This is a genomic window from Luteolibacter sp., assembly GCF_058122085.1.
Genome location: NZ_JBIKBQ010000069.1, coordinates 1 through 21,149, shown reverse-complemented (window position 1 = coordinate 21,149; position 21,149 = coordinate 1). Strand labels below are relative to the sequence as shown.

The window sequence follows — 21,149 nt, the reverse complement described above, 5'->3', positions numbered from 1 at the left end:
CCGCAAGGCGCGAAAATGGGTGCATGGCTATCCCCTTGGGGCGGCTATGGCCGGTCCCACGCCATGCGGGTGAAGTTGGGCAAGTCGCAGGGCTACGAAACCAACAGCGGCGGACTCTCGCTCGGTGGACCGAAATACCGCGCCGCATTCCGCGACACCTGCCTCAAGATGATCCACGACTATCAGCAGGACTATTTCAAATTCGACGGCATCGGCACCGGCACCTGGGCCACCGGCGCACCCGCCTCGATCTCCGCCGACCTGGATGGTCTGGTCAGCGTCGCCAGCGACCTGCGCCGCGCAAATCCCGCCGTCTTCATCAACTGCACGGTCGGCACTTGGGCATCTCCCTACTGGACCTTCTTCGCCGACAGCGTTTGGCGGCAGGGCGAGGACACCGCATTCGCCGGCAAGGGCAACCCGCGCGAACGCTGGATCAATTACAAGGACGGCATCGTCCACCGCCGCTTCGCCTCCAACAGTCCGCTGTTTCCCATCAATTCCCTGATGTATCACGGACTCGTGTTGGGTCCGGTGGCCAATCCGGCCCAAATGCCCGCCCCAGCGAAAGATCCCGACAGCTTCCGCCACGAAATCCAAATGATGGCCGGATACGCCAGCGGACTGGGCGAGTTATACATCACCCCCGGCCTGATGACCGACGAGGCATGGGCACTGCTGGCCGAATGCATCCGCTGGGGCCGGGCGAACCAGCGCCTGCTGGCAGACAGCCATTGGATCGGCGGCGATCCCGAAAAACACGAGATCTACGGCTTCGCCGCATGGAACCTGACCGATGGCGGCACGATCACCCTGCGCAACCCGGATGACAAACCGCAGTCGATCACGATTGATCTATCGAAAGCATGGGAACTCCCAGCCTCCGTCATCGGTGAAGTTCAACTCCGCAGCCCGTGGGCGGCGGATGCGGCCAAGCCCTCGATCAGGACTAACACCCGACAGCCGCTCACTCTCACACTGCAACCCTTCGAGGTGACGAATCTGAAAGCCTCAAGTCCGAATTGAGCCCATGCCAACGCTCTGCCAAACCACCTGCGTTCTGCCCTATTACGCACCGCTGCCACTCACGGAACTGCCGCTGATTCTGAACCCGGAGCACCTGTTTCCATACACCAGCTATGGCGACACGCTGACCGACTCCGTGCAGCGCGAGTTCCGTCTACTGGTGCTGGAGAATGATGTCGTCAGGGTCGGCGTCTGTCCCGACCTCGGCGGGCGGGTCCTGAGCTATTTCAACAAAACCACCGGCAAGGAACTGTTGTTTGCCAATTCCGTCGTCAAACCCGTGCGCATCCTGCCCGTATGGGCCTTTATTTCCGGCGGCATTGAGTTCAACTTCCCCATCGCCCACTCGCCAACCTCGATCGATCCGGTCGGATTCTCCACCGGAGCCATCGGCACCCCTGATGGCGAATACGCCTTCATCCGCGTGGGCGAGCGCGAGGCCCGCACCGGCATGGAATGGGTGGTCGAACTTGGATTGTTAGGCAACAGTCCGATCCTGATCCAGCGCACCGCGTTGCGCAACGAGACCGCACGCGACCACCCGTGGATGATGTGGACCAACTGCGCTGTGCCCTCCACCCCGGAGACCGAGTTTGTCTATCCGGAAGGTCCGGCCCTGCGCCATGACCGCAGGCTCAGCGACATCACTTGGCCGCAGGACGGCAGCAACTGGGAACGGAACATCACACAAATGACCGGCTTCTTCTGGAAGCCGGGAAGCGGCAACACATTCGGTGTCTATCATCATGATGCCGGCAGCGGGTTGCTCCACATTGCGGATCCCGCGCAAGTGCCCGGGAAGAAATTATGGACCTACGGCTTCGGCGATGACCGGTCATGGGCGCAGGCGTCCACCGACGGATTGACGGGGTACTCTGAAATCCAGAGCGGACCGCTCGAAGACCAAAACCAGAAGCCGCCATTCCCGAGGGGCGGTGAGGTGCGGTTTGAAGAATACTGGATGCCGGTCACCGCACGGGAGGATTTTGATCGCGCCGCGCTGCCCTCATTTCCACTGCCTGCATGGAGCGGAGAAACCCCATGGCTCGGTCATGCCCATTCTGCTTGGCAATGCGAATGGGAGGCTTTCCTCAATGACGCCGGACCACTGCCGCAATCCACCGTGCCACCTGGATTGGAACTTGAAGACGCATTACGCGGAGCCAATGCCAACGAATCACTCGCCCTCTGGCTCATCGCACGCAACCGCTGCCATGAGGCACTCGCGCTGGTGAAAGATGACCCGCAACCCTCAGCCCAACGCATCGCGGGATTGATCTGCTGGAAAGCCCTCGACAACTCGGCCGCAGCCGTCATCCACCTTGAAAGCGGCTCCCTGCACGATCCAATCGCCGTGGTGGAGCTTGATGAATTGCTACATGCACTTGGCAGACATGACCAGCGGGCCGAATTACTGGAAGCAGCTCCTGAACATCTCCGCATCATGGAACGGCGTGCCTCACTCGCCCTTGCTACCGGCAGGCCGGAAGAGACTCTGGAGTGGCTCCTGCGGACGAGTTGGCCGCTGGAACACCAGCGCTATGTCCGCAGCAATCTTTGGCGGGAGGCCTGCCATCAATTCGGACGCGATCCGGCGATTCCCGGCGTCCTCGGCGAGGACCAACTCGCCCGGTTCGGTGCCTACTGGTCTGGCGACTCGTGTGGTTAGCCATACAGCACGAACTACCTGCCGGGCTGCTGAGGAGTCGCAGGGCGGGGACGAAGAAGAGTGGCAATCATCTTGTGATTCCGGGAAAGTCGTGGGATACATCGCGCAACTTGAACTCCGGACGCAACACACAACTCGACGGCTGGCGCGCCTTTGCGGTGCTGGGCGTGATGTGGCCGCACTGGGCCCCTCCCGCCTGGCGCGGCGGCATTCCCTTTGAGATCGGTCTGTTTTACTTCCTGACGCTCACGGGGTTTCTGATCACCCGGATCCTCCTCAGGGCTCGGCTGGCCGGAGAGGCCGGTCAGGGAGCGTGGCAGCGGGCGGCGGTGGAAGACTTCATGAAACGGCGCTTCGCCAGGATCCTGATTCCTTGCTAAGCGGCGATGGTTTTCGCCATCTTGGTCGGGGCATCGGACATCCGCTCCCACCCGCTGGCGTATTTCCTGCACGTTTCCAACTGGCATATCGCCTTGATGCCGGACTGGCCGTCGGGGACCTCGCACTACTGGACTCTGGCGATCCAGATGCAGTTCTATCTGCTGTGGCCGCTGTTGGTGTTCCTGGCTCCACGACGGACACTCGGTTGGTGCTTCGGATTGGCCGTGCTGGCAGCCCCGATCTGCAGATGGATCATCGACTGTCGATTCCCTCAAATCCACCATTCGGAGGCCGTCACCGGGTGCGCGATGGATCATTTCGGCTGCGGAGCCTTGCTGGCACTGGCAATCGAGAGGGGGATGTCTCCCGGCGACCGGAGGCTGGGCTGGCTTGCGACGGCATCCTTCGTCGTTTACGCGGTTCTTTACGTATTCAACGAAGCGGGTATGGCTCTGCCGATCGCCTGCCATTTCCAACAAACTCTGCTGGCTGTGGCCTTTGCCGGCCTGATCTCACGGACGATGGCCGGATTCTCCGGCGGCCTCGGCCGCGTGCTCGACCACCCCGCGGTGCAACACGTCGCCCGCTTGAGCTACGGCCTCTATTTGCTTCACAGCGCCGCGCCGCTGCTGGTGGGGCTGATCATTCCCTAGCTGTGGACCGCAGGATGGATTGAAGTTTTGCTACCCGCGCGCTTGGTGGTGTTCGCGCTGGTTTCCTGGGGGCTGTCCCGCTTGTGGTGGCGCTGGTTCGAGGGCCCCGATCGATTCCAGTGGAGCCGCCTTGCCACCGGCACCGGCCAGTGATTAGATACCAACCGCCTTTTTCCCCGCCTCCGGTCCGGCCACCCGCTCTTTCAACGACCTTCACCCCAAAAGCAATTTCCTAGCAATGCGCGGGAAACCCGGCGAATCGATCACCGGCATCGCCATGTGGGCGGGATTCAATTCCAGCCAGTATTTCGCCACCGCGTTCCGCAACCACTATCAGATGACCCCGGTGGAGTGGCGCGCCGCCGAGGATAACTTCCGGTAGACGTGCCAACGAAAGCGCTCATGAATGTAATGCGGCAAGCGGCCGCTCGGCTTCGTCTGGCAACCTTGCGCCGTTCTTCCGGATTGCAGTAGGGGAGCCTTGCAGGCATGAGACTTCGGTGCGCGTGATCGAGGAAGAAACGGTTGCTGGATATGACACGGTGCTGCTCGCAGCGGATTCGGGAAAAACTCTCGTCGCATGGCGGCATGAAAACCCAATGAATAGAGTCGTTGCTCCCGGATCAAAACGGCTTTGAGTTGGCGGATCGCGCTCATCGTGGATTTATCCGATCTCCCGGCTGAAAACTCCCTGTCCACCCGTTCTCACTCCGCGCTGAGATACTTGTAGTCTTGGAACGTTTTCGAACGCAGCACGCCGTTTTCATCGTCGTAGAGGACCGAGACGAAGTTGCCGGCCGCTCCCACCGAAACCGCGGACAGGTCCCGCCCCTTGCAGCGCACGGACAGATAGCCTCGCGATTGTTTGATTTCCGCCCGGGCAATCCCGAGCCGCTTGACGAAGACGGGCTCCCATTTCCCATCCGCCTGCCGAATCTCCACTTTGAGTTCGGGCTCTCTTGAAACCGAGACGAAGGAGGCCGTCGGCTTGTCTTCGGATTCGTGCTGCTTCAATTTTAAAATCCGGATCTGCCAGCGGGCGGGCTGGTTGTCGGTGGCGGGAATCTCCTCGGCAAAGGGAATGAGGATGGTGGTGTCGCCGACTTTCACCTGCACCCGGGTTTCGCCCTCTTTCACGCCTTCCCGACGGAAAACCACTTTGTAGTCAGCCGGCTTCAGGGCGATGCCTCCGGTGACGTTGCCAAGCTGATAGCCGGCGGGACGCACCGCCTTCCCGTCGAGCGTGAACTCCAGCCGACCCGTCCCGATGGCGACGGCGTTGAGCATGCGGACGAAACCGATCGGCCCGCGTTTGGAATCCTGACCTTGTAGCAATGGAGCCAGGCACATGAACAAGACCATGAAGACACGACTGCTAGAATTCATTGGAGGAGGTAATAGTGGTTTTGAATTTACCGGGAGCGATGGAGCCGTCAGCCACGCGCTCGCCGGGATCCGCGAACAGCGTGTGGACGGTCCGGACCTCGGCGAGCACCTCCGCCGCGGCACCTGGAGCAAGCGCCTGGGCCACGATCCATACCCGGAAATTTCGCGAGCGCACCGTGCTGCCCTCATACACGCGGGCGAAGATTTCCTCGGCGGCCGCGTCGTTCCATTCGATGGCGGCGTCGTCCGGGTACATGGCGCGGTTCCCGAAGGCCGCAACGCCGTCCGCCCCCTTGGCGCGCGCCAAATCCGCAGTGCTGAGATAGGGGCGACTGTGAACGATCGCGTCGGCGATGCGGTCGGCCTCATTGGCCGCAGTGGGAGCGGAGAGGGAAAGCGGCGAGACGGGCGGAGCCATGCTTGGCGCGCCGAGGTGGTCGCCGTCCGAACGCCTGGCTAACAGCGGGTCCATGGCAAGCGCGCCGGCCGCCATCGCGCGTAGCGCGTCACGGGAAGCGGTGTTGAGATTCACATGGCCCGCGATGCGCGTCACCGGTCCCTCGCGCTCAGCCGGATTTTCAGAGCGGGAACGCCCGACATGGAAAAGGTCCAGCAAACGCGCCGCATGAAGCCCGGGCATGGCGATCAAATCGAAATCCGGATGCTCCAGACGGCCGATGCGCAGGCTGTTCCCCCCGCCGTAAAACGGGCTGGCTTGATTGCCGCGAACATCGGGCCACGATGAGCGGGAGGACGGCATTTTGCCCTTGTTACGGAGCTCGGCGGTTTCAACGCTGCTAGGAAAAGCGGGAGCATGCATGACGGGATCAAAGACGCGGCCGAGCTCCGTGGCGCTGTAGATACGGCCGCGGTTGGAAACCGCCTGCGGCGCGGCCATTCCCATTTGCGGATCATACGGGAAATCGAACTTGGCGTCGGTCATCTCGGTCTTGTCATTACTCCCTGGCGACCACGAGCCCACGGCCGCGTTGTGCCCGCCATCCGGCCACTCGGAGGGAAGCATGCGCGCGTAAACCTTGGGTTTGGCCGCCACGTCATCGTTGTAAATCTCAAGTCGGATGTTCCGGCGGTTCGGGCTGATATTTTCCGGATAGGCGTTCTCATCAAGCGGCGCGGCCCGCAGGTAATGCGTCATCCGCGGATCGCCCATGTTGTAATACATGCTCGGATAGTCGTCGTAAACATGGCCTGGCAGAGCCGCCTTGGTAAGGGTTTTCGGAGTCCCCGTTTTGAAGCCGCCCGTGATGACGCCGTTCTTCTTCGAGTAGATCAAGCCGGCCTGACGCAGGATCCCATCCGCCCGCTCCAACACTTCTCCGTTCCACATCAGTGACAAGCCGGACTCCGCCCGGGCTTCGTTGAGGCTGAAAGGAGTCTCGTCCGGGATGAATTCCGACGAAGCGCCCACATCCATCCGATAGACGACATCGGCGAAAAGATAACAGCGGTATTGATTCGGCTCGAGCTCCACACGGACCAAGCGGGTCCAGTAGCCTCCGTCGATGAGCGCGAGGTCATGGGTCGCGATTGCCGGATCGGAGAGGAGGGCCGGCGAATCGAAAGGCTCGCCGCCGACCCCGGCCCCGATACCGTCCATCGGAAGCGCCACCTCGTAGCTGAGCCTGGCATCGCCCGAAGCCCGCTGGCTCGTCGGATTGCAGAGCTCGGCGAACAGCTTGAAACGGAAGCTCATGATTTTCCGATCCTGCTGATTGGAGATTCCCGCGTAGTTTACCTGCAGGGCGATCTCGCTCAGCAACGGACACGCATCCAGCCCGCGGTATTCGCCGGATTTCAGGGTCGGGTTGGAATCCGCGTCCGCGTAGTCGATCGCGTTGGCCGCCAGGGTTTTCAGATAGTCCTCGGGAAAGCCGCCCCTGCGCTTGTCGAAATCCGGCAGCGCGGCGCGGACGAACGCGGCCATTTCATCAACGGCGGCGTCCGGGTTCATGGCTAACAAGGCATTCAGATTCTTGCGCGGCCGACCCGCGACGGCGGGATCGATGCCGGGGGCGAAGGGAATGAGCGGGCGCTCGAAATAGGGCTGGAGATTGGCGGCCAGACTTTCCTCGACCGCCCGTGCTTTCGGATCGCCGAGGTGGCCGGCTCCATCACGAAGCAGCGGCGGAGTGATTCCGGCGGCGGCGAGCGTGGAGTCAGGCGACACCAGCAGCCGGCGGTTTTCGATCAGCATCTTGCCAAGCGTTCCCTGGCTGATGGAAGTGGTGGCGGGCTCGATGGCGAAAAGGCCGATCTGGTTGAGAGGAGCCGCGGCATCCGACTCGGGGTCCGGATTGAGTCCGGGCGCGGGGAACGGGTGGGCGGCGCGCGTGTGAGTTAGATCCGGCCCGCCGAGATTGCCGGCAAGCGCGGGGTCGAGCCTGCCCTGCAAATCCTCGACCCAGTATGCGTAGCGGGCGACGGTCCGGCCCTTCTCGTCCTTGATCGGCAGCCACGCGGCCCGAACTTTGTCCGTGTAGGGCAGCGTGGAAAAATCGATCCATTCGTTTACGTCCGTTCCGAACAGCGGCTCCAGCGACGGCGGCGCAAGTTGCGGCTGGTCTTCCGGCGGGCGGCGCGCGCTGAACAACGGGACATACCGATAGGAATAGCCACCCTCCGCCGCTTTTCCGCGGACGAGGAAATGCTGCGGGGCGGATTGGCGGCCGGCAGTGATCGAAGCTGCTAGATCTGATTGAATCACCAGGAAATCATCGTTCGCCGCATCGTTCGTTAGGATGCCGCGGATCTCTTCCAACGCGGCGCGGGCGGCGAGCTCCGCGCGCTGGCGGTCGGCGAAGGAACGGGCGGTGCCGCGCTCGATGCCCGCGACCAGCAGGATTCCGACCGCAAGGATCAGCAACGCGCCGACGACCACGAGAATGACCGGCAGGGTGAACCCGCCGGCGGCCGTGCGATGACTCGTTGACGGATCAATCCGCATGATTTCCAAAACGGAGGGTGGTGGCGTAAACCTCGAGGTCTTTGTGGCGACCGGGCATTCCGGCGGCGTCCCAGTCGCCCGGCGACTTGAGTTTCCCGGCAAGTTCGCGGCGGGCGAGAACGAGTTTCACATCTAGCGATTCGGGACCGGTCGTATCGTCCTTAATCCAGTCCACCCATTTGCCTTCGGCATCCCGCGACTTGGGCCGGGCCTCGAAGGAGACCACGCCGAAAGCCACGGGCTCGTCCAGACCGGCGTTTGCGGCGAACAGCGGCGCGATGGATCCGCCACGCAGGGCGTTGAAAGTTTCGCCGCTTTCGCGGAATCCACGCATCAGGCAGCGGACGGTTTTCCCGCCGATGCCGAGATCCTTGACGTAGTAGTTCACCGCGCAGAGATCGCCGATGCGAGCGGCGGCCGTTTGCGCCTGGGCGGGCTGGAGGCTGAGAAATCCGAGGCGGTCCACCGGCCAGGCGGCGGATGACTTCCCGATCACACCGTCCTTATGGAACCTGCCGCTTGCTAGATCGGAAGCCAGCCTCGTGACCAGCGCCCGCGCCTCGCGCTCGCTGGCGACGCTGCCGCCGACGCGCTCGTAACCCTCACCGGAGCTGCCGAGCACGCTCGCCGCCAGGACCAGGATCATCGAGCCGATCGCCATCGAGAACATGAGTTCGACGAGCGTGAATCCACGGGTTTGCGGGTGGATGGAACTCATGGAATCCGCGTGTAGAAATCGAGTTTCCGCCGCTTTGCCGCCGGAGACGCAGCCGGGTATTCCACGGAAATCCGGGTGCGCAGCATCGGCGCGGCTTTCGTTTCCGCCAGATCCGCCGCCGCGCTGAGCGACGCGATGTAACGGACCTCCTGGCCGTCGAGCTCCTTGGTTCCCTTGTCGTAAGCCGCCTTGCTGATCTTGCCGACCGGTTTGCCCTCGGGGGAAAACGCCAGCGCCCAGACATCGTCGTTAGAAGGAAACACCTGCGCGGCCGCGGTCGGGGTGAAATACCGCGGGCGGCCTTCGCGGGACGCACCGATCTCGTCCATGCAGGCGGGGACCATCCAGGCGCTGCGGGTTTCGGCCTCGGAGGAAATTCCGCTTTTCCCGGATTCCGCCAACGCTCCAAAGACCAGCGGGATCGCCACCGCGAGCACGCCCATGGCGATCACTGTCTCTATCAGCGAAGAACCTCGTTGGATCGAGGGGAAAGCCGTCATCCGTCGGTCGGGTAGGGACGCGCCGTGACGCGACCGATTTTCAGCCGGCATTCGGACCCGCCACGCGGGTTGGAAACCGCCTCGCCGCCGCGGTAGCGCCCCTCCGAGATCCGGATCGCGACGGGCGTGGAGCCCGGCGGATAGTGAAGCCCGCCGCGTGAGTTGAAGGCGATGATGTGGACCTTCACGCCGGTCCCGCCGTAGCGGATGGTGACTTGCTCTCCGTCCAGCGGATTGGCCACCCCATCGACATCGCCGCCGGCCAGCACGATGCCCGTTTCCAAAGTCAGCCAACGCTTCAAGAGCACGCCGGTCAGGACAGGCGGCGAGCTGGGAGAATCCGGCCATTCCCCGACCTTGAAAAGGCCGAGACGGCAGCGCTCGTCACCCGCGGGCAGATCCCCCGGCTCGGCGATCGCCAGCACCACGTGGGACCGCGAGGTGATGGCCGTGGTCCGCGCCTGTTCGATCAAGCCCGTGAGCATCTCCGTTCCCGCCTTGCGGGAACGCGCGCCCGTCCCGCCCAGCAGGCTCACGCCGGCGGTCATCAAGGCGCCGAGAATGGCGATGACCGCGGCCATTTCGACGAGCGAAAAGGCGGCTGCGCGGCAAGCGACGCTGGATTTCGGGGAGGATCTCACGGGCTCATGGTGTTAGGGCGGGGGTGGGTAATCGCTTATCCACTTCTCTCAGCTAACGAAACATCGCCACTCCAGCGCAATCCAAAAATGACGGGAAATCAAATTGGCGCGCTCCCGGATCGGCTCCGCTACCTCGCGGTCAGCGCGAGCGTTTGGATTTCCGCATCGCTGAGAGCGCGGGGGAAGACGGCCAGTTCGTCGATGTGACCGACGAGTCCGCGGGCTTCCGTGCGTGAGTGGCCGGTATTGCCGTTGAGACCCGATCGGCGGAAGGACGCATAGGACTGGAGAACGAACGAATTCCCCTGGATCTGTTCGTCATAGCGGGTGGCGGAAATCAAAGCGAAGTTCTGCAGCCACTCGAATTGTGCGAACAGGCTGATGGAGAAATCCCCCTCCAACAACGAAACGGTTCGGTTGGGAATTTGGAAAAACTCCATTTGTTCCAGCCGCGTCAACGCACCGGAGTGGTTGCCGTCGCTTTCGTTCGCAATGCTGGCGGTGCCCGCCGCCTGCATGAAGGAGAGCATCAGAATCCCGCGCACTGCGCCAAGCAGGCCGAGCGCGTCCGCAAGGAAGTCATGCTTTACCGGAATCATCCCGCCCTCCTCGCCTGGGGACTCGGGAATGAAGTCGAAGGAGACGGGACCAACGTGGCTTTCTGGCAGCAACTCGACCGCCTCGCCCTGCTGGTGAAAGAGCTCGATCCCGCCCATCCCACCTTCACCGCCGCCGCCGGCATGGACGCCCACGCAGCCACCGCGAACACGCCCTTCGAGGTGCGCTGAATCAACGCTTTGGCTCCTTCCCATGGCCTCCCGGCCACTCGGCAATGGATTCATCCGCTGGCAGGGGTTCTCACGCGGAAATGGAAAATGCATTGAAAGCGCATTGAAAACGTGTCCGGCTGTCCCGGCCGGGACAAGCGGGACGCGTTCCAACATCTCTCCCGGCAAATCTCAAACCATCCACCGACCATGCTCCTCCACTTCTTCAAAATGAACGGCGCCGGCAATGACTTCATCATCATTGACAACCGCGACCTCTCGATCGACCTCGACGCCGACACCATCGCCGCGCTCTGCGACCGCAACCGCGGCATCGGGGCCGACGGCCTGCTCGCCGTGGAGCCCGCCCAAAAAGGCGCTGACTTCCGTTTCCGCTATTACAATGCCGACGGCGGCGAAGCCGAAATGTGCGGCAACGGCGCGCGCTGCTTCGGCCGCTTCACCGCCCATCTCGGGGAAATCGTCCTCAAGAAAGTCACCTTCGAGACCATCGCCGGCACCCTCGCCGCGGAAATGATCGGCGAGGACGTGCGGATCGCGATGTCCGAGCCCAAAGACCTCAAGCTCAACCTCGAAACCAAAATCCCCGATCTCGACGCCACGCTCCATTTCGTCAACACCGGCGTCCCGCACGTCGTCACGTTTCTCGAAAGCGCCAACGCGCTCGATGACTTCGACGTCTTCACCTACGGCGGCAAGATCCGCAATCATCCCGCCTTCGCCCCCGCCGGCACCAACGCCAACTTCGCCGCCGTGCTCGCGCCCGACCACATTTCCATCCGCACCTTCGAGCGCGGCGTGGAAGACGAGACGCTCGCCTGCGGCACCGGGATGGTCGCCTCCGCCCTCGTCCACCACCTGCTCACCGGCGCGGCCAGTCCGATCAAGGTCGATGTCGAAGGCGGCGACACCTTGGAAATCGGATTCGAGAAAACCGGCGACCAGACGTTCAAAAACGTCACCCTCACCGGCCCGGCGGATTTCGTGTTCGAGGGCGAAATCGACATCTGAGCCGCCGGTCTTCCCGGGCTAGATTTTCATTTCATTGAGCATCTTCGTCGCCTCGTCGAATTGGTGGATGAACCCTTGGAGGGCGACATACATCAGCCAGCAAAATCCCGCGATAACCAAAGTGATCACCACCTTCCAGGCGGGGTGCAATTTCGGGTGCAGCCAGACCAAAGGCAGCGCGACCGGCGGCAACGTCACGAACGTCAGCACGATGAACCCGGGCTTGAAATACCACGGCGGCTGATTTGCCGGCAGCACGGGCGGCCCGGCGTAAAGCGGGCGCAGCGATTCATCCAGAAACTCGTGGCAGTGCTTGCACTTGATCGCCTCATCCTGGATGTCTTCCGCACAAAATGGGCATTTTTTCATGGTGGGTGAGATGGGGCGGAGTCTGGAGCGTTTTATTCCAATGTCCAGCGGGACACTTTGGCCACTTTTCTTGTTGCAAGCCAATCTCAATTGGCGATTCTCACTGCAGATGCCACACGCCCTTGCAGCCGATTTGAAAATCGACAGTGCAATGACCCTCAACCAGGTCAGGGTCGGTTGTGACGTGCAGATTCAGGTTCTCAACGGCCCCGGCTGCGAGCGACTCCGCGACCTCGGGTTTTGCGAGCAGCTCCAAGTCCGCAAACTCGCCGGTGGCAGGAATTTGATCTGCTCGGTCTGCGGCACCCGGATGGCGATCAGCCGCGAGCTGGCGGAGCAGGTTTTGGTCTCTCCCGTGGGCTGATGGTCATGTCCGACGCTCCTTCGACGATCGCGCTGATCGGCAATCCCAACTCCGGGAAAACCACTCTTTTCAACGCGCTGACCGGCGCGAACCAGCGCGTCGGCAACTACGCCGGCGTCACCGTGGAGGTGAAATCCGGCGAGGCGTTCACTCCCCACGGCCGCAAGCTGCGCGTCCTCGACCTGCCAGGCTGCTACTCGCTGCGGGCGAATTCCCCCGATGAAAAAGTCGCGCTCGACGCGCTCAGCGGCTTGCTTCCCGGCGAACAAATGCCGGACCTCGTCGTCTGCGTGCTGGACGCCTCCAATCTCGAACGCCACCTGCAACTTGCCCTCCAAGTCATCGAACTCGGCCTACCCTGCGTGATCGCCCTCAACATGGTCGATGTCGCCGAGCGCGCCGGCCTCCGGCTCGATCCCGCGAAACTCGCCGAAGAGCTCGGCGTGCCGGTCGTCCCGATGCAGGCGAACGCGAAAAAGGGCGTCGTCGAGCTGAAGCAAGCGCTGCGATTCCCCCACCCCGCCGCATCCGAGGCTGGCTGGATCACGGCCGGAACCGATCCGGAAACCGCCAGGCGCGCCTTTGTCACCAGGCTTTGCGAACTGGTGGCACGCCGCCCGGACGCGCACCAACAAACCATTTCAGATAGAACCGATTCCGTTTTGCTGCATCCGGTTTACGGCTGGATCTCGCTGGTCGCCATTTTCTTCACCGTCTTCTGGGCGATCTTCTCCTTCGCGGAAATCCCGATGGGCTGGATCGAGTCGGGCCAGGGCGCGCTTGGAGCCTGGGTTGAATTGCTGATGGCCGACGGAGACCTCCGCTCGCTCGTCGTCGATGGAATCATCGGCGGAGTCGGCGGCGTGGTGATGTTCCTGCCGCAGATCCTGCTGCTGTTCCTGTTCATCGGCCTGTTGGAAAGCTCCGGCTACATGGCGCGCGCGGCCTATCTGATGGACGGCGTGATGGCCAAGGCCGGCCTCAGCGGAAAATCCTTCCTGCCGCTTTTCAGCTCCTACGCCTGCGCCATTCCCGGAATCATGGCCACCCGCACCATCGACTCCGCCAAGGAGCGGATCGTCACCATTTTCGTCGCGCCGTGGATGAGCTGCTCGGCACGGCTGCCGGTTTACTTCCTGATCATCCCGCTGCTGCTGCATGAAAAGGAAGGCACGTGGAAACAAGCGTCGGTGCTGTTCGCCATCTACGCGCTCGGCACGCTCACCGCCTTCGTCATCGCCCGCCTGCTGCGCGGGCGGCTCGGCGATGACGTCAGTCCCGGCCACTTCCTGTTGGAACTTCCGCCCTACCGCAAACCGCAGTGGAGCTATATCTTCCGCCACGTCGTCGACCGCGCGTTGGCGTTCGTCAAAAAGGCGGGAACCATCATCCTCGGCCTCTCCATCCTGCTCTGGGCGCTCAGCACCTATCCGAAATCCAGGGACGATGATCCCGCCGAAGCCCTCGCCCACAGCGCGATGGGCCGCATCGGCGCGGTGATCGAGCCGGTGGTCAAGCCGCTCGGCTTCGACGGCCGGATGGGCACCGCCATCCTCACCTCGTTCGCCGCGCGCGAGGTCTTCGTCTCCTCGATGGCGATTCTCTACCGGGTCGAGGAGGCCGCCAGCGAGGAGGAAACCCGCAACGTCCTGCGCGACCAGCTCGCCGCCTCCAAGTGGCCGGACGGACGCCCGATCTTCACCCCGCTCTCGCTGGTCTCGCTGCTGGTGTTTTTCATCTACGCGCTGCAATGCCTGCCGACCAGCGCGGTCGTCGCCCGCGAGTCCGGCTCGTGGAAATGGGCGGCGGGACAATTCCTGTTCATGACCGGATTCGCCTACGCCGCGTCGCTGGTCGTCTTCCAAACCGGCAAACTCCTCGGACTCTAACATGGACTGGCAAACACTCACCGCCGCGGGAATCGTGGTCGTCACCCTGACGATCTTCCTCGTCCGCCTCGCCCGCCCGAAAAAGAAATCCGGCTGCGGCCATGACTGCGGCTGCAAGAAGAAGCAGTTGTGACCCCGTGAGGCGTTGAGTTGCCTGCCCTTGATGCCTCGCCTCTTGGTTTTCCCACGGTTGGGCAGGTTGATGGCCATGCGTCTGACCGTGGCGAGGTTCTCGGCCGAAAAGCCGGCTCTTGCCCGGCTCTGGTCTTCCCGCATCACCACATCGAGCACCCGGTGGCAGGAGTTCCCCACTCCCCAATGATCACCACCGCTCCGGCAAATTGCTCCACATTCAAGGAAGCTCTTTGTAAGTGACCGTAGGGGCCCGCGGCTTGGAGTCGGCGGGTTCATCGGGAAAAATGACGGTGACGGAGGTCAGCTTGCCTTCCATCCACTGTTCCTCCCGCACCAGCCAGGCGCGGATGAAGCGAGCCACCGCCGCGCGGGCCTCCTCCCTCACTTGATTCAACTGGTCGGGGCGGGCCGCGTTCGCATTGAGCTTGGGGGTGATGGTCATCTGCAACTCCTCGATCTGCTCGTCAGCGTCAAATCTCGCCCACCCGCTTGATGATTTTTTCTGCAGCTTGTCGGTGTGGATCGCGACCGGCAGGCTGGGCTGCAACTCCGGCGCACGCACCACGCAGTTTCCGTCCGCGACAGTGATCTCCCAGACGCCCGCCAGATCCAAGTGATACCGGTAGGTGACCGGGACGCGGATCTCGGACACGGTCTCGCCCAGATAGACCCAATCCCACGCCACCTTCCGGACGTCGGACTTGTGGAAGGTCTCGGTCGCCTCGGCGGTTCCGACTTCGAGCAGGCCGAGCCCGGCGGATTTGAAAACGGGAATCTCGGCGCGGAAGGTCTCGGTGATCCGGCCGGTCTTGAATTTTTCCGCGGCGCGCTCGGCGAACGCGGCGGTCTGGCCGGCGTATTGCTCCGCCTTGGCAGTCGCCGCGGCCACCGCGCGCCGGCTCTCGTCGATGACCCGCGACGCAGCGTCACCCGCCCTGTCGAGCGAAAGCTTGTAGGCGGAAAACGCGATCAGGCCGAATGAAACCAACACGAACGCCCACACCAGATGGATCCGCGCAGTGTGAGATTTGGTATCTTCCCCGGGTTTCATAGATCCAGCGACACTCGATTCAGTCTGCGGAAAGTTGGCGGGCCGGACTCATTTGTGCCAGACGAATTTGGAAAGGCACCTGAAGGGGACGGCGGGCGGAACCGGCCGGGTTTGAAAATCGACAAAATGTCCGTTGCCAGCCGGAGCAAGGCCGTTCAAGTATCTGCACGCCAATGGCTGAAATCACTCCCGCAGTTGAAATCAAGGACCTCGTGAAGGACTTCAGGACGTCGTTCCGCAAGCAAATGCTGCGGGCGGTGGATGGGGTTTCGATCCGGATCATGCCGGGCGAGGTTTACGGCTTGATCGGGCCGAACGGGTCCGGGAAATCGACGACGATGAAGGCGTTGCTCGGTTTGGTGGCTCCGACGGCGGGGCACTGCGCGATTTTCGGCAAGGATTCGCTGAAGGTGGATTCGCGCAACGACGTGGGTTTCCTGCCGGAAAATCCTTATTTTTACAAGCACCTGAGCGGCGCGGAAACCCTGCGGTTTTACGGCAAGCTCTGCGGATTGAAGGGCAAGGTTTTGGAAAACCGGGTGAGTGAGTTGCTCGCGCTGGTGGATCTGGAAGACGCGCGCGACCGGCGGATCGGCGGCTACTCGAAGGGGATGTTGCAACGAATCGGGCTGGCGCAGGCGCTGGTGCAAGAGCCGCGGTTAGTGATTCTGGACGAGCCGACGGCGGGCGTCGATCCGGTGGGATCGCGGCAGATCCGGGATTTGATTTTGAAGCTGAGGGAGCAGGGAATCACGGTTTTCCTGTGTTCGCACTTGCTGGAACAAGTGCAGGAAGTTTGCGACCACGTCGGGATCATTTGCAGAGGAAAGATGGTGAAGGAAGGCCGGCTGGACGACTTGATTTCCATCGAGGACCAGACGGAAATCGTGTTGAAAGATGCGAGCCCCGAGCTGATTTCCCAGATCACGGCGCTGGCCAATTCCGCGGGTGCCTCGCTGGTGCGGACCGGCAAACCGCGCACCACGCTGGAGCGGCTGTTCCTCCGCGAAACCACCCACGCAGACGACTGATGACTCACACGACGATGATTTCACGAGGCTCGCATGTGAGCCGAATTTGGGTGATCGCCCGCCACGCCTTCACCCAGCTGGTGCGGATGAAAGTATTCTATTTCCTCGCGGTGTTCGCGGTGATCGCCATCGCGAGCAACTTCTTCGACCTGCCGCAGCACGAGGGCCCGGAATCGGTCGGCGTCAACGTGCTGCGCTCGATCAAAAGTTGGTCGCTCGGGACGATGACTTTGTTCTCGGTGGTCCTGTCCATCGTCGCCACGGCGCTGCTGTTGCCGAAGGATGTGGAAGACCGCACGCTCTACACGATCCTGGCCAAGCCGGTGCCGCGCATCGACTATCTGGCGGGGAAACTGCTCGGCGTGCTGCTGCTGGTTTTCGTCTCGCTGGCGTTGATGGACGTGCTGATGACCGCCGTGCTGCAAATCCGCACGTCGATGGTGCTGGAGCAACAGCTTGAAATGGCGCGGGTGATGAGCTGGCCGCAGGACGCGATCGAATCGCTGCGTGTGGAAACGCTGGCGCAAGGGCCGAGCTGGTCGCTGCAAGGCGCGGTGTTCGCGGTGTTCCTGCGGGCCTCGATCATGGCGTCGCTGGCGCTGCTGATCTCGACGTTTTCGACGAGCACGCTGTTCACCACCATCATCAGTTTCCTGATCTATTTCATCGGCCATTTCCAAGCGGACGCGCGGGACGTCTATCTGCAGGCCGGCCAGGCGGGGGAAGGGGTTTTCGCCCGCCTCGCGTCGTTGGCGTTCTCGCTGGTGCTGCCGGATTTCCAAAACTTCAACGTGATCGACGCCGTCATCGAAGGTCAGGCGATGCCGCTGCTGATCCTCGGCAAACTGACATTGATCGGCCTCTACTACGCGCTGTTTTTCACCATCGCGTCGTGGTTTATCTTTGCGGAAAAGGAATTCTAAACCCGTGAAAAGCTGGCAACGAAACGGGATCCTGACGGTGGCGCTGTTGGCGTTCGGCGCGGCGCGCCTGCCCTTCGAGGCCGGGCTCGCCAAGGAACTCCGCGTGGCGGGACTGACGCCGCCGCCGATGGAAATCGGCACCCGCGACAAAATCGGGCAGACCAGCTCGGCCGTCGCGCTGGGCGGTTTACGGACGCTGGTGGCGACGTTCCTGAACTTGCGGGCCTTCTCGTTTTTCCAGGAACAACGCTGGGACGACGTGGCCGACACCTATGACACCATCGTCGATCTGGCGCCGCGGACGCGCTACTATTGGGAGACCGGTTCGTGGCACTCCGCCTACAACGCGGCGTCCTACTACATCAACGATTCCGAGCTGCCCGCGCTGCGGCGGAGGGAGGCTTGGCGGGCCTCCATTCTCAAAGGCCGGGCGTTTCTCGAACGCGGAATCCGCAACAATCCCGCGGATTGGAGCCTCCTCGCCAACCTCGGTTTCCTGCTCTCCGACTCGAACAAAATCGCCGCCTTCCGCGACGCTAACGAGACCTTCGCCGCGGCGGCGGACGCCTACCGCCGCTCCGCCGACACCGGCAAGGCGCTGCCGTACGTGCGCCGTGCCGAGTTCTATTCGCTGGCCCGCGTGGCTGGAAAAGAAAAGGAAGCGCTCGCCTTGGCGCGTTCGCTTTACGCCGCCCGCCAGAACCGCCCCCCCACCCTGCTGATCCTGCTGCTGGTTTTGGAAGCTCACGAAAACCCGTCGATGGACAGCACCCGGCGGGCGATCGAGTTGTTCGGAACTCCGGAAAAAGCCTACGAGGCGCTTTCCGGCCACTGGCAGCGGACCCGCGAGCGCTTCCCCGTTGACGGAGTCGCCGCCGCGCTGGAGTCGCTGGAAAAAACCCTGGCCGTGCCCGCGGACAAAAGCATTTTCAATCAACCCTTGCAAAGCACCAGCGGACCGGACGACTGGTTTCAAAAATAGGCTGCCGGGTTTCCTCTCGACAGACCGGCCCCAGCCCGCAAACTTTCTTTCCACTCCTCGACCACCCCCATGCGGATCGCTCTCTTCGGTGACATTCATGCCAATTTGGAAGCTCTCGAAGCCGTCCTCAAAGACGCCTCCGAACAAGGCGTGTCCGAGTACGTCTGCATGGGCGACATCGTCGGCTACAACGCCGATCCCTCCGCCTGCCTCGAACGCGTGCGGGCGATGAACTGCCCCACGGTGAAGGGCAATCACGACGAGGACGCCTCGGGCAACCACTCGCTCGACAGCATGAATCCGGTGGCCGCGACCGCGCTGGAATGGACCCGCCAACAACTCACCGACGAGCAGCGCCAGTGGCTGGCCCGGCTCCGCATGGTCCGCCAGGTGTCGGATTTCACCGTCGTTCACAGCACCCTCGACCAGCCGGCCAACTGGAACTACGTGACCAACCGCTTCGACGCGATGTCGAATTTCTCCTATCAGTTCACCCAGGTCTGCTTCCACGGCCACACCCACGTGCCGCGGGTGTATATGAAAACCGACAAGGTCCAGGAGATCTTCACCGACTCGGTCGCGATCGAGGACGGGGCGAAATATTTCATCAACATCGGCTCCGTCGGCCAGCCGCGCGACGGCGACTGGCGCGCTTGTTATGCGATCTTCGATCTCGAGCACCAGATGGTCGTGTTCCGCCGCGTCGATTATGACATCGCCGAGACCCAGCGGAAAATCATGGCCGCCGGCCTGCCGCCGATGCTCGCGGAACGGATCCAGGAAGGCCGCTGATTCCGGATTTAGCCGATGGGAAACTCGCTGACCTGCTCCAGCTTCACGTTGTAAAGCGCGGCGATTTCCGGGGCGTCGGAGACTTTGTAAATCTCGCGGTAATAGATTTCCTTGATGCCGTAGGCGCAGAGCGTCTGCATGCAGGCGGTGCAGGGCATGGTGGTGGTGGCCACGATCTTCGCCTCGCCGCGGCGGAACAGGCTGCACAGGTTCACCTCGGCATGGAGCATGAATTTCTGGCGGGCGTCGCGGTCGTCCCAGAAGCCGGGCGGCGGGTTGTAGCCGGGGGCGAGGCCGTTGTAGGCGGTGCCGATGACGCGGTTGTCGAAGTCGAGGGCGGCGGCGCCGACTTTCCGATAGGGGTCCTCCGAGCGCAAGCTGGCGACATGGGCGAGCGCCATGGCGTATTGGGGAATCGACAGGCGGCTGGCGGACATGGGCGGAGGATGATTCGCGGCGCGTGGGTTTTCAACCCGCATCTTCCCTCGCTTTTCGCTTTCGGGAGCGGTTCCAACCCGCCAGCTTCCGCGCGTGGACCGGAACCGTTCAGGCGTGCTGGCAGCTCTGGCTGCGTTTTTCCTGTGGGGGATTCTGCCGGTTTTCTGGAAGCTGTTGGATTTCCTGCCGCCGCCCTCGATCGTGGCGCAGCGGACGGTGTGGTCGCTGGTTTTGGTGCTGGCCATCCTGTGGTGGCGGGGCGAGGGACGGCAGTTGCTGACCGGGCTGCGAACCCGCCGGGTGCTCGGCTGGCACCTGCTTTCGGGCTGCCTCCTCGCGTCCAACTGGCTGCTCTACGTCTGGGCGACGCTCCACGGCCGGATCCTCGAGGCGGCGCTCGGGTATTATCTCAACCCGTTTTTCAACATGCTGTTCGGCGCGCTTTGGTTCGGCGACAAGAACAGCCGCTGGCAGCTCGCCGCCATCGCGCTGGCGCTCGGCGGGGTCGCGCTGCAAGTCCCGGCGGTGGGTCATTTCCCGTGGGTCGCCCTGACGCTGGCGGTCACGTTCTCGCTCTATGCGGTGGTGAGGAAACAGGCGCCGCTCGGATCGTTAGTCGGACTGGCGGCGGAAACCAGCCTGCTGGCTCCGGTCGCGCTGGCGTGGCTGGTCCTCGCCAACTCCAGCCCGGCGGCGGCGTTCGGCGGCTCTTGGGTGCACGCCGCCCTGGTCGTCGGGACGGGACTGGCCACGGCGCTGCCGCTGCTTTTCTTCGGTCACGCCACGCGAACCCTGCGCCTTACCACGCTCGGCATCCTGCAGTTCCTCGGGCCGACCATCCAGTTCTTGATCGGTTGGAAACTCTATCACGAGCCGATGACGGGCGCGCGACTGCTGTCATTCGCGCTGATCTGGCTGGCGGTGGGGATTTACGCGGCGGATGCCAGGTCCGTGAGGTGAGACGGCTCAGTTGCCGACCCCGAGGCGCATCTAGCGGCGTGGACCCGACATGTTTACCGTCGCCGTGCGCTGGGTGTCGGGTCCGGAAAGCGTGACACCTTCGGAACTCCAATTCACGAGGTCCGTGCTGGACTCCACCACATAGCTGATGCCTGCGGCTGCGGCATAAAAGCTCAGGCTCATTTGATTTCCAGCAATCATCGGTCGAGGCATCTCGCCGCTGAGATTTCGATACGGGTCAAGGTTCAGGGCCATTGGCGTCAACCTAAGCACGCAAGTACCTGATCCTTAGTGCACCATCCTTGAAATAACTGTGTATTTGGAGCAGTCTGTGCTACGATTCAATCATGGCACGGCGTGCGGAAAGAACATGATCTCCATCCTCATCGTTTGAGAACGTTCAACTTCAGTCCGGATCCCCAGTTTGAAGAGAAGCTGCTTGAGGTGGTGGGACTCTACATGAATCCGCCTGAAAAC

Annotated in this window: 24 protein-coding genes and 2 pseudogenes; 15 read left to right on the top strand and 11 right to left on the bottom strand. The window is 62.6% G+C overall.

Features of this window, described 5'->3' with window-relative positions; genetic code table 11:
• The 5 genes and pseudogenes from AC4DF4_RS11555 to AC4DF4_RS11535 form a co-directional block, all read left to right on the top strand.
• Positions 1 to 1,026: pseudogene (locus AC4DF4_RS11555) on the top strand (enterotoxin); the annotation flags it as partial.
• 4 nt (positions 1,027 to 1,030) lie between these two features.
• Positions 1,031 to 2,695 carry a DUF5107 domain-containing protein gene (locus tag AC4DF4_RS11550; protein ID WP_490048263.1) on the top strand — a complete coding sequence of 555 codons (1,665 nt, stop codon included), beginning with the start codon at positions 1,031 to 1,033 and terminating at the stop codon, positions 2,693 to 2,695.
• A 110-nt stretch (positions 2,696 to 2,805) separates the two neighbouring features.
• Positions 2,806 to 3,075 carry a hypothetical protein gene (locus AC4DF4_RS11545; RefSeq protein WP_490048262.1) on the top strand — a complete coding sequence of 90 codons (270 nt, stop codon included), beginning with the start codon at positions 2,806 to 2,808 and terminating at the stop codon, positions 3,073 to 3,075.
• A gap of 6 nt (positions 3,076 to 3,081) precedes the next feature.
• Positions 3,082 to 3,729 carry an acyltransferase family protein gene (locus AC4DF4_RS11540; RefSeq protein ID WP_490048261.1) on the top strand — a complete coding sequence of 216 codons (648 nt, stop codon included), beginning with the start codon at positions 3,082 to 3,084 and terminating at the stop codon, positions 3,727 to 3,729.
• A 238-nt stretch (positions 3,730 to 3,967) separates the two neighbouring features.
• Positions 3,968 to 4,111, top strand: coding sequence for an AraC family transcriptional regulator (locus tag AC4DF4_RS11535; RefSeq protein WP_490048260.1), 144 nt, complete (start codon positions 3,968 to 3,970; stop codon positions 4,109 to 4,111).
• 323 nt (positions 4,112 to 4,434) lie between these two features.
• Here AC4DF4_RS11535 and AC4DF4_RS11530 read toward each other — a convergent pair whose 3' ends face one another.
• From AC4DF4_RS11530 to AC4DF4_RS11505, 6 genes are all read right to left on the bottom strand, one after another.
• Positions 4,435 to 5,115 carry a hypothetical protein gene (locus AC4DF4_RS11530; protein ID WP_490048259.1) on the bottom strand — a complete coding sequence of 227 codons (681 nt, stop codon included), beginning with the start codon at positions 5,113 to 5,115 and terminating at the stop codon, positions 4,435 to 4,437.
• Positions 5,105 to 8,080, bottom strand: coding sequence for a hypothetical protein (locus tag AC4DF4_RS11525; RefSeq protein ID WP_490048258.1), 2,976 nt, complete (start codon positions 8,078 to 8,080; stop codon positions 5,105 to 5,107). Before AC4DF4_RS11525 ends, AC4DF4_RS11530 begins: the two co-directional genes overlap by 11 nt.
• Positions 8,070 to 8,798 (bottom strand): PulJ/GspJ family protein, encoded by a 729-nt coding sequence (locus AC4DF4_RS11520; protein WP_490048257.1) that lies wholly within the window; start codon positions 8,796 to 8,798, stop codon positions 8,070 to 8,072. The genes AC4DF4_RS11525 and AC4DF4_RS11520 overlap by 11 nt, the downstream gene beginning before the upstream one ends.
• Positions 8,795 to 9,298 (bottom strand): type IV pilus modification PilV family protein, encoded by a 504-nt coding sequence (locus tag AC4DF4_RS11515; RefSeq protein ID WP_490048256.1) that lies wholly within the window; start codon positions 9,296 to 9,298, stop codon positions 8,795 to 8,797. Before AC4DF4_RS11515 ends, AC4DF4_RS11520 begins: the two co-directional genes overlap by 4 nt.
• Positions 9,295 to 9,939, bottom strand: a complete 645-nt coding sequence (locus AC4DF4_RS11510; protein ID WP_490048255.1) for a hypothetical protein — start codon at positions 9,937 to 9,939, stop codon at positions 9,295 to 9,297. Before AC4DF4_RS11510 ends, AC4DF4_RS11515 begins: the two co-directional genes overlap by 4 nt.
• Before the next feature lie 128 nt (positions 9,940 to 10,067).
• Positions 10,068 to 10,538 carry a hypothetical protein gene (locus tag AC4DF4_RS11505; protein WP_490048265.1) on the bottom strand — a complete coding sequence of 157 codons (471 nt, stop codon included), beginning with the start codon at positions 10,536 to 10,538 and terminating at the stop codon, positions 10,068 to 10,070.
• Here AC4DF4_RS11505 and AC4DF4_RS11500 point away from each other — a divergent pair.
• A complete protein-coding gene (locus tag AC4DF4_RS11500) occupies positions 10,452 to 10,727 on the top strand; it encodes a glycoside hydrolase family 2 TIM barrel-domain containing protein (protein ID WP_490048264.1) in 276 nt (91 codons plus the stop codon). The genes AC4DF4_RS11505 and AC4DF4_RS11500 overlap by 87 nt on opposite strands.
• A gap of 189 nt (positions 10,728 to 10,916) precedes the next feature.
• Positions 10,917 to 11,738: a diaminopimelate epimerase gene (gene dapF / locus AC4DF4_RS11495; RefSeq protein WP_490048254.1), complete on the top strand. Its 822-nt coding sequence runs from the start codon at positions 10,917 to 10,919 to the stop codon at positions 11,736 to 11,738.
• Between the two features lie 18 nt (positions 11,739 to 11,756).
• On the opposite strand, the gene AC4DF4_RS11490 is transcribed toward dapF, so the two are convergent.
• The gene (locus AC4DF4_RS11490; protein ID WP_490048253.1) at positions 11,757 to 12,107 is read right to left on the bottom strand and encodes a zinc ribbon domain-containing protein; all 351 of its coding nucleotides are present in this window, start codon (positions 12,105 to 12,107) and stop codon (positions 11,757 to 11,759) included.
• A 109-nt stretch (positions 12,108 to 12,216) separates the two neighbouring features.
• Between AC4DF4_RS11490 and AC4DF4_RS11485 the strand changes: the two genes are divergently transcribed.
• From AC4DF4_RS11485 to AC4DF4_RS11475, 3 genes are read left to right on the top strand one after another with little or no spacing between them, the layout of a single operon-like run.
• Positions 12,217 to 12,471 (top strand): FeoA family protein, encoded by a 255-nt coding sequence (locus tag AC4DF4_RS11485; RefSeq protein WP_490048252.1) that lies wholly within the window; start codon positions 12,217 to 12,219, stop codon positions 12,469 to 12,471.
• A 5-nt stretch (positions 12,472 to 12,476) separates the two neighbouring features.
• Complete coding sequence (gene feoB, locus AC4DF4_RS11480; RefSeq protein WP_490048251.1) at positions 12,477 to 14,360, top strand: ferrous iron transporter B; 1,884 nt, start codon at positions 12,477 to 12,479, stop codon at positions 14,358 to 14,360.
• Position 14,361: 1 nt separating this feature from the next.
• Positions 14,362 to 14,493 (top strand): FeoB-associated Cys-rich membrane protein, encoded by a 132-nt coding sequence (locus AC4DF4_RS11475; protein WP_490048250.1) that lies wholly within the window; start codon positions 14,362 to 14,364, stop codon positions 14,491 to 14,493.
• A gap of 76 nt (positions 14,494 to 14,569) precedes the next feature.
• Here the strand turns inward: AC4DF4_RS11475 and AC4DF4_RS11470 are convergent.
• A pseudogene (locus tag AC4DF4_RS11470) lies at positions 14,570 to 14,687 on the bottom strand (ISAs1 family transposase); the annotation flags it as partial.
• Positions 14,688 to 14,712: 25 nt separating this feature from the next.
• Complete coding sequence (locus AC4DF4_RS11465; RefSeq protein ID WP_490048249.1) at positions 14,713 to 15,546, bottom strand: hypothetical protein; 834 nt, start codon at positions 15,544 to 15,546, stop codon at positions 14,713 to 14,715.
• Between the two features lie 173 nt (positions 15,547 to 15,719).
• On the opposite strand from AC4DF4_RS11465, the gene AC4DF4_RS11460 reads away from it, so the two are divergent.
• The 4 genes from AC4DF4_RS11460 (at position 15,720) to AC4DF4_RS11445 (ending at position 19,274) form a co-directional block, all read left to right on the top strand.
• Positions 15,720 to 16,577, top strand: coding sequence for an ABC transporter ATP-binding protein (locus AC4DF4_RS11460; RefSeq protein WP_490048248.1), 858 nt, complete (start codon positions 15,720 to 15,722; stop codon positions 16,575 to 16,577).
• A gap of 35 nt (positions 16,578 to 16,612) precedes the next feature.
• Positions 16,613 to 17,500, top strand: a complete 888-nt coding sequence (locus AC4DF4_RS11455; RefSeq protein ID WP_490048247.1) for an ABC transporter permease subunit — start codon at positions 16,613 to 16,615, stop codon at positions 17,498 to 17,500.
• Between the two features lie 4 nt (positions 17,501 to 17,504).
• On the top strand, positions 17,505 to 18,482 hold the full coding sequence (locus tag AC4DF4_RS11450; protein WP_490048246.1) for a hypothetical protein: 978 nt from the start codon (positions 17,505 to 17,507) through the stop codon (positions 18,480 to 18,482).
• A 69-nt stretch (positions 18,483 to 18,551) separates the two neighbouring features.
• Positions 18,552 to 19,274: a metallophosphoesterase family protein gene (locus tag AC4DF4_RS11445; protein WP_490048245.1), complete on the top strand. Its 723-nt coding sequence runs from the start codon at positions 18,552 to 18,554 to the stop codon at positions 19,272 to 19,274.
• 8 nt (positions 19,275 to 19,282) lie between these two features.
• Here the strand turns inward: AC4DF4_RS11445 and AC4DF4_RS11440 are convergent, their stop codons facing one another.
• Positions 19,283 to 19,711: a deoxycytidylate deaminase gene (locus AC4DF4_RS11440; RefSeq protein WP_488259424.1), complete on the bottom strand. Its 429-nt coding sequence runs from the start codon at positions 19,709 to 19,711 to the stop codon at positions 19,283 to 19,285.
• Between the two features lie 94 nt (positions 19,712 to 19,805).
• On the opposite strand from AC4DF4_RS11440, the gene rarD reads away from it, so the two are divergent.
• Entirely contained in the window at positions 19,806 to 20,672 is an 867-nt protein-coding gene (rarD, locus tag AC4DF4_RS11435) for an EamA family transporter RarD (protein WP_490048244.1), read from the top strand.
• Between the two features lie 30 nt (positions 20,673 to 20,702).
• Here rarD and AC4DF4_RS11430 read toward each other — a convergent pair whose 3' ends face one another.
• Positions 20,703 to 20,927: a hypothetical protein gene (locus AC4DF4_RS11430; RefSeq protein ID WP_490048243.1), complete on the bottom strand. Its 225-nt coding sequence runs from the start codon at positions 20,925 to 20,927 to the stop codon at positions 20,703 to 20,705.
• Positions 20,928 to 21,149 lie beyond the last annotated feature (222 nt).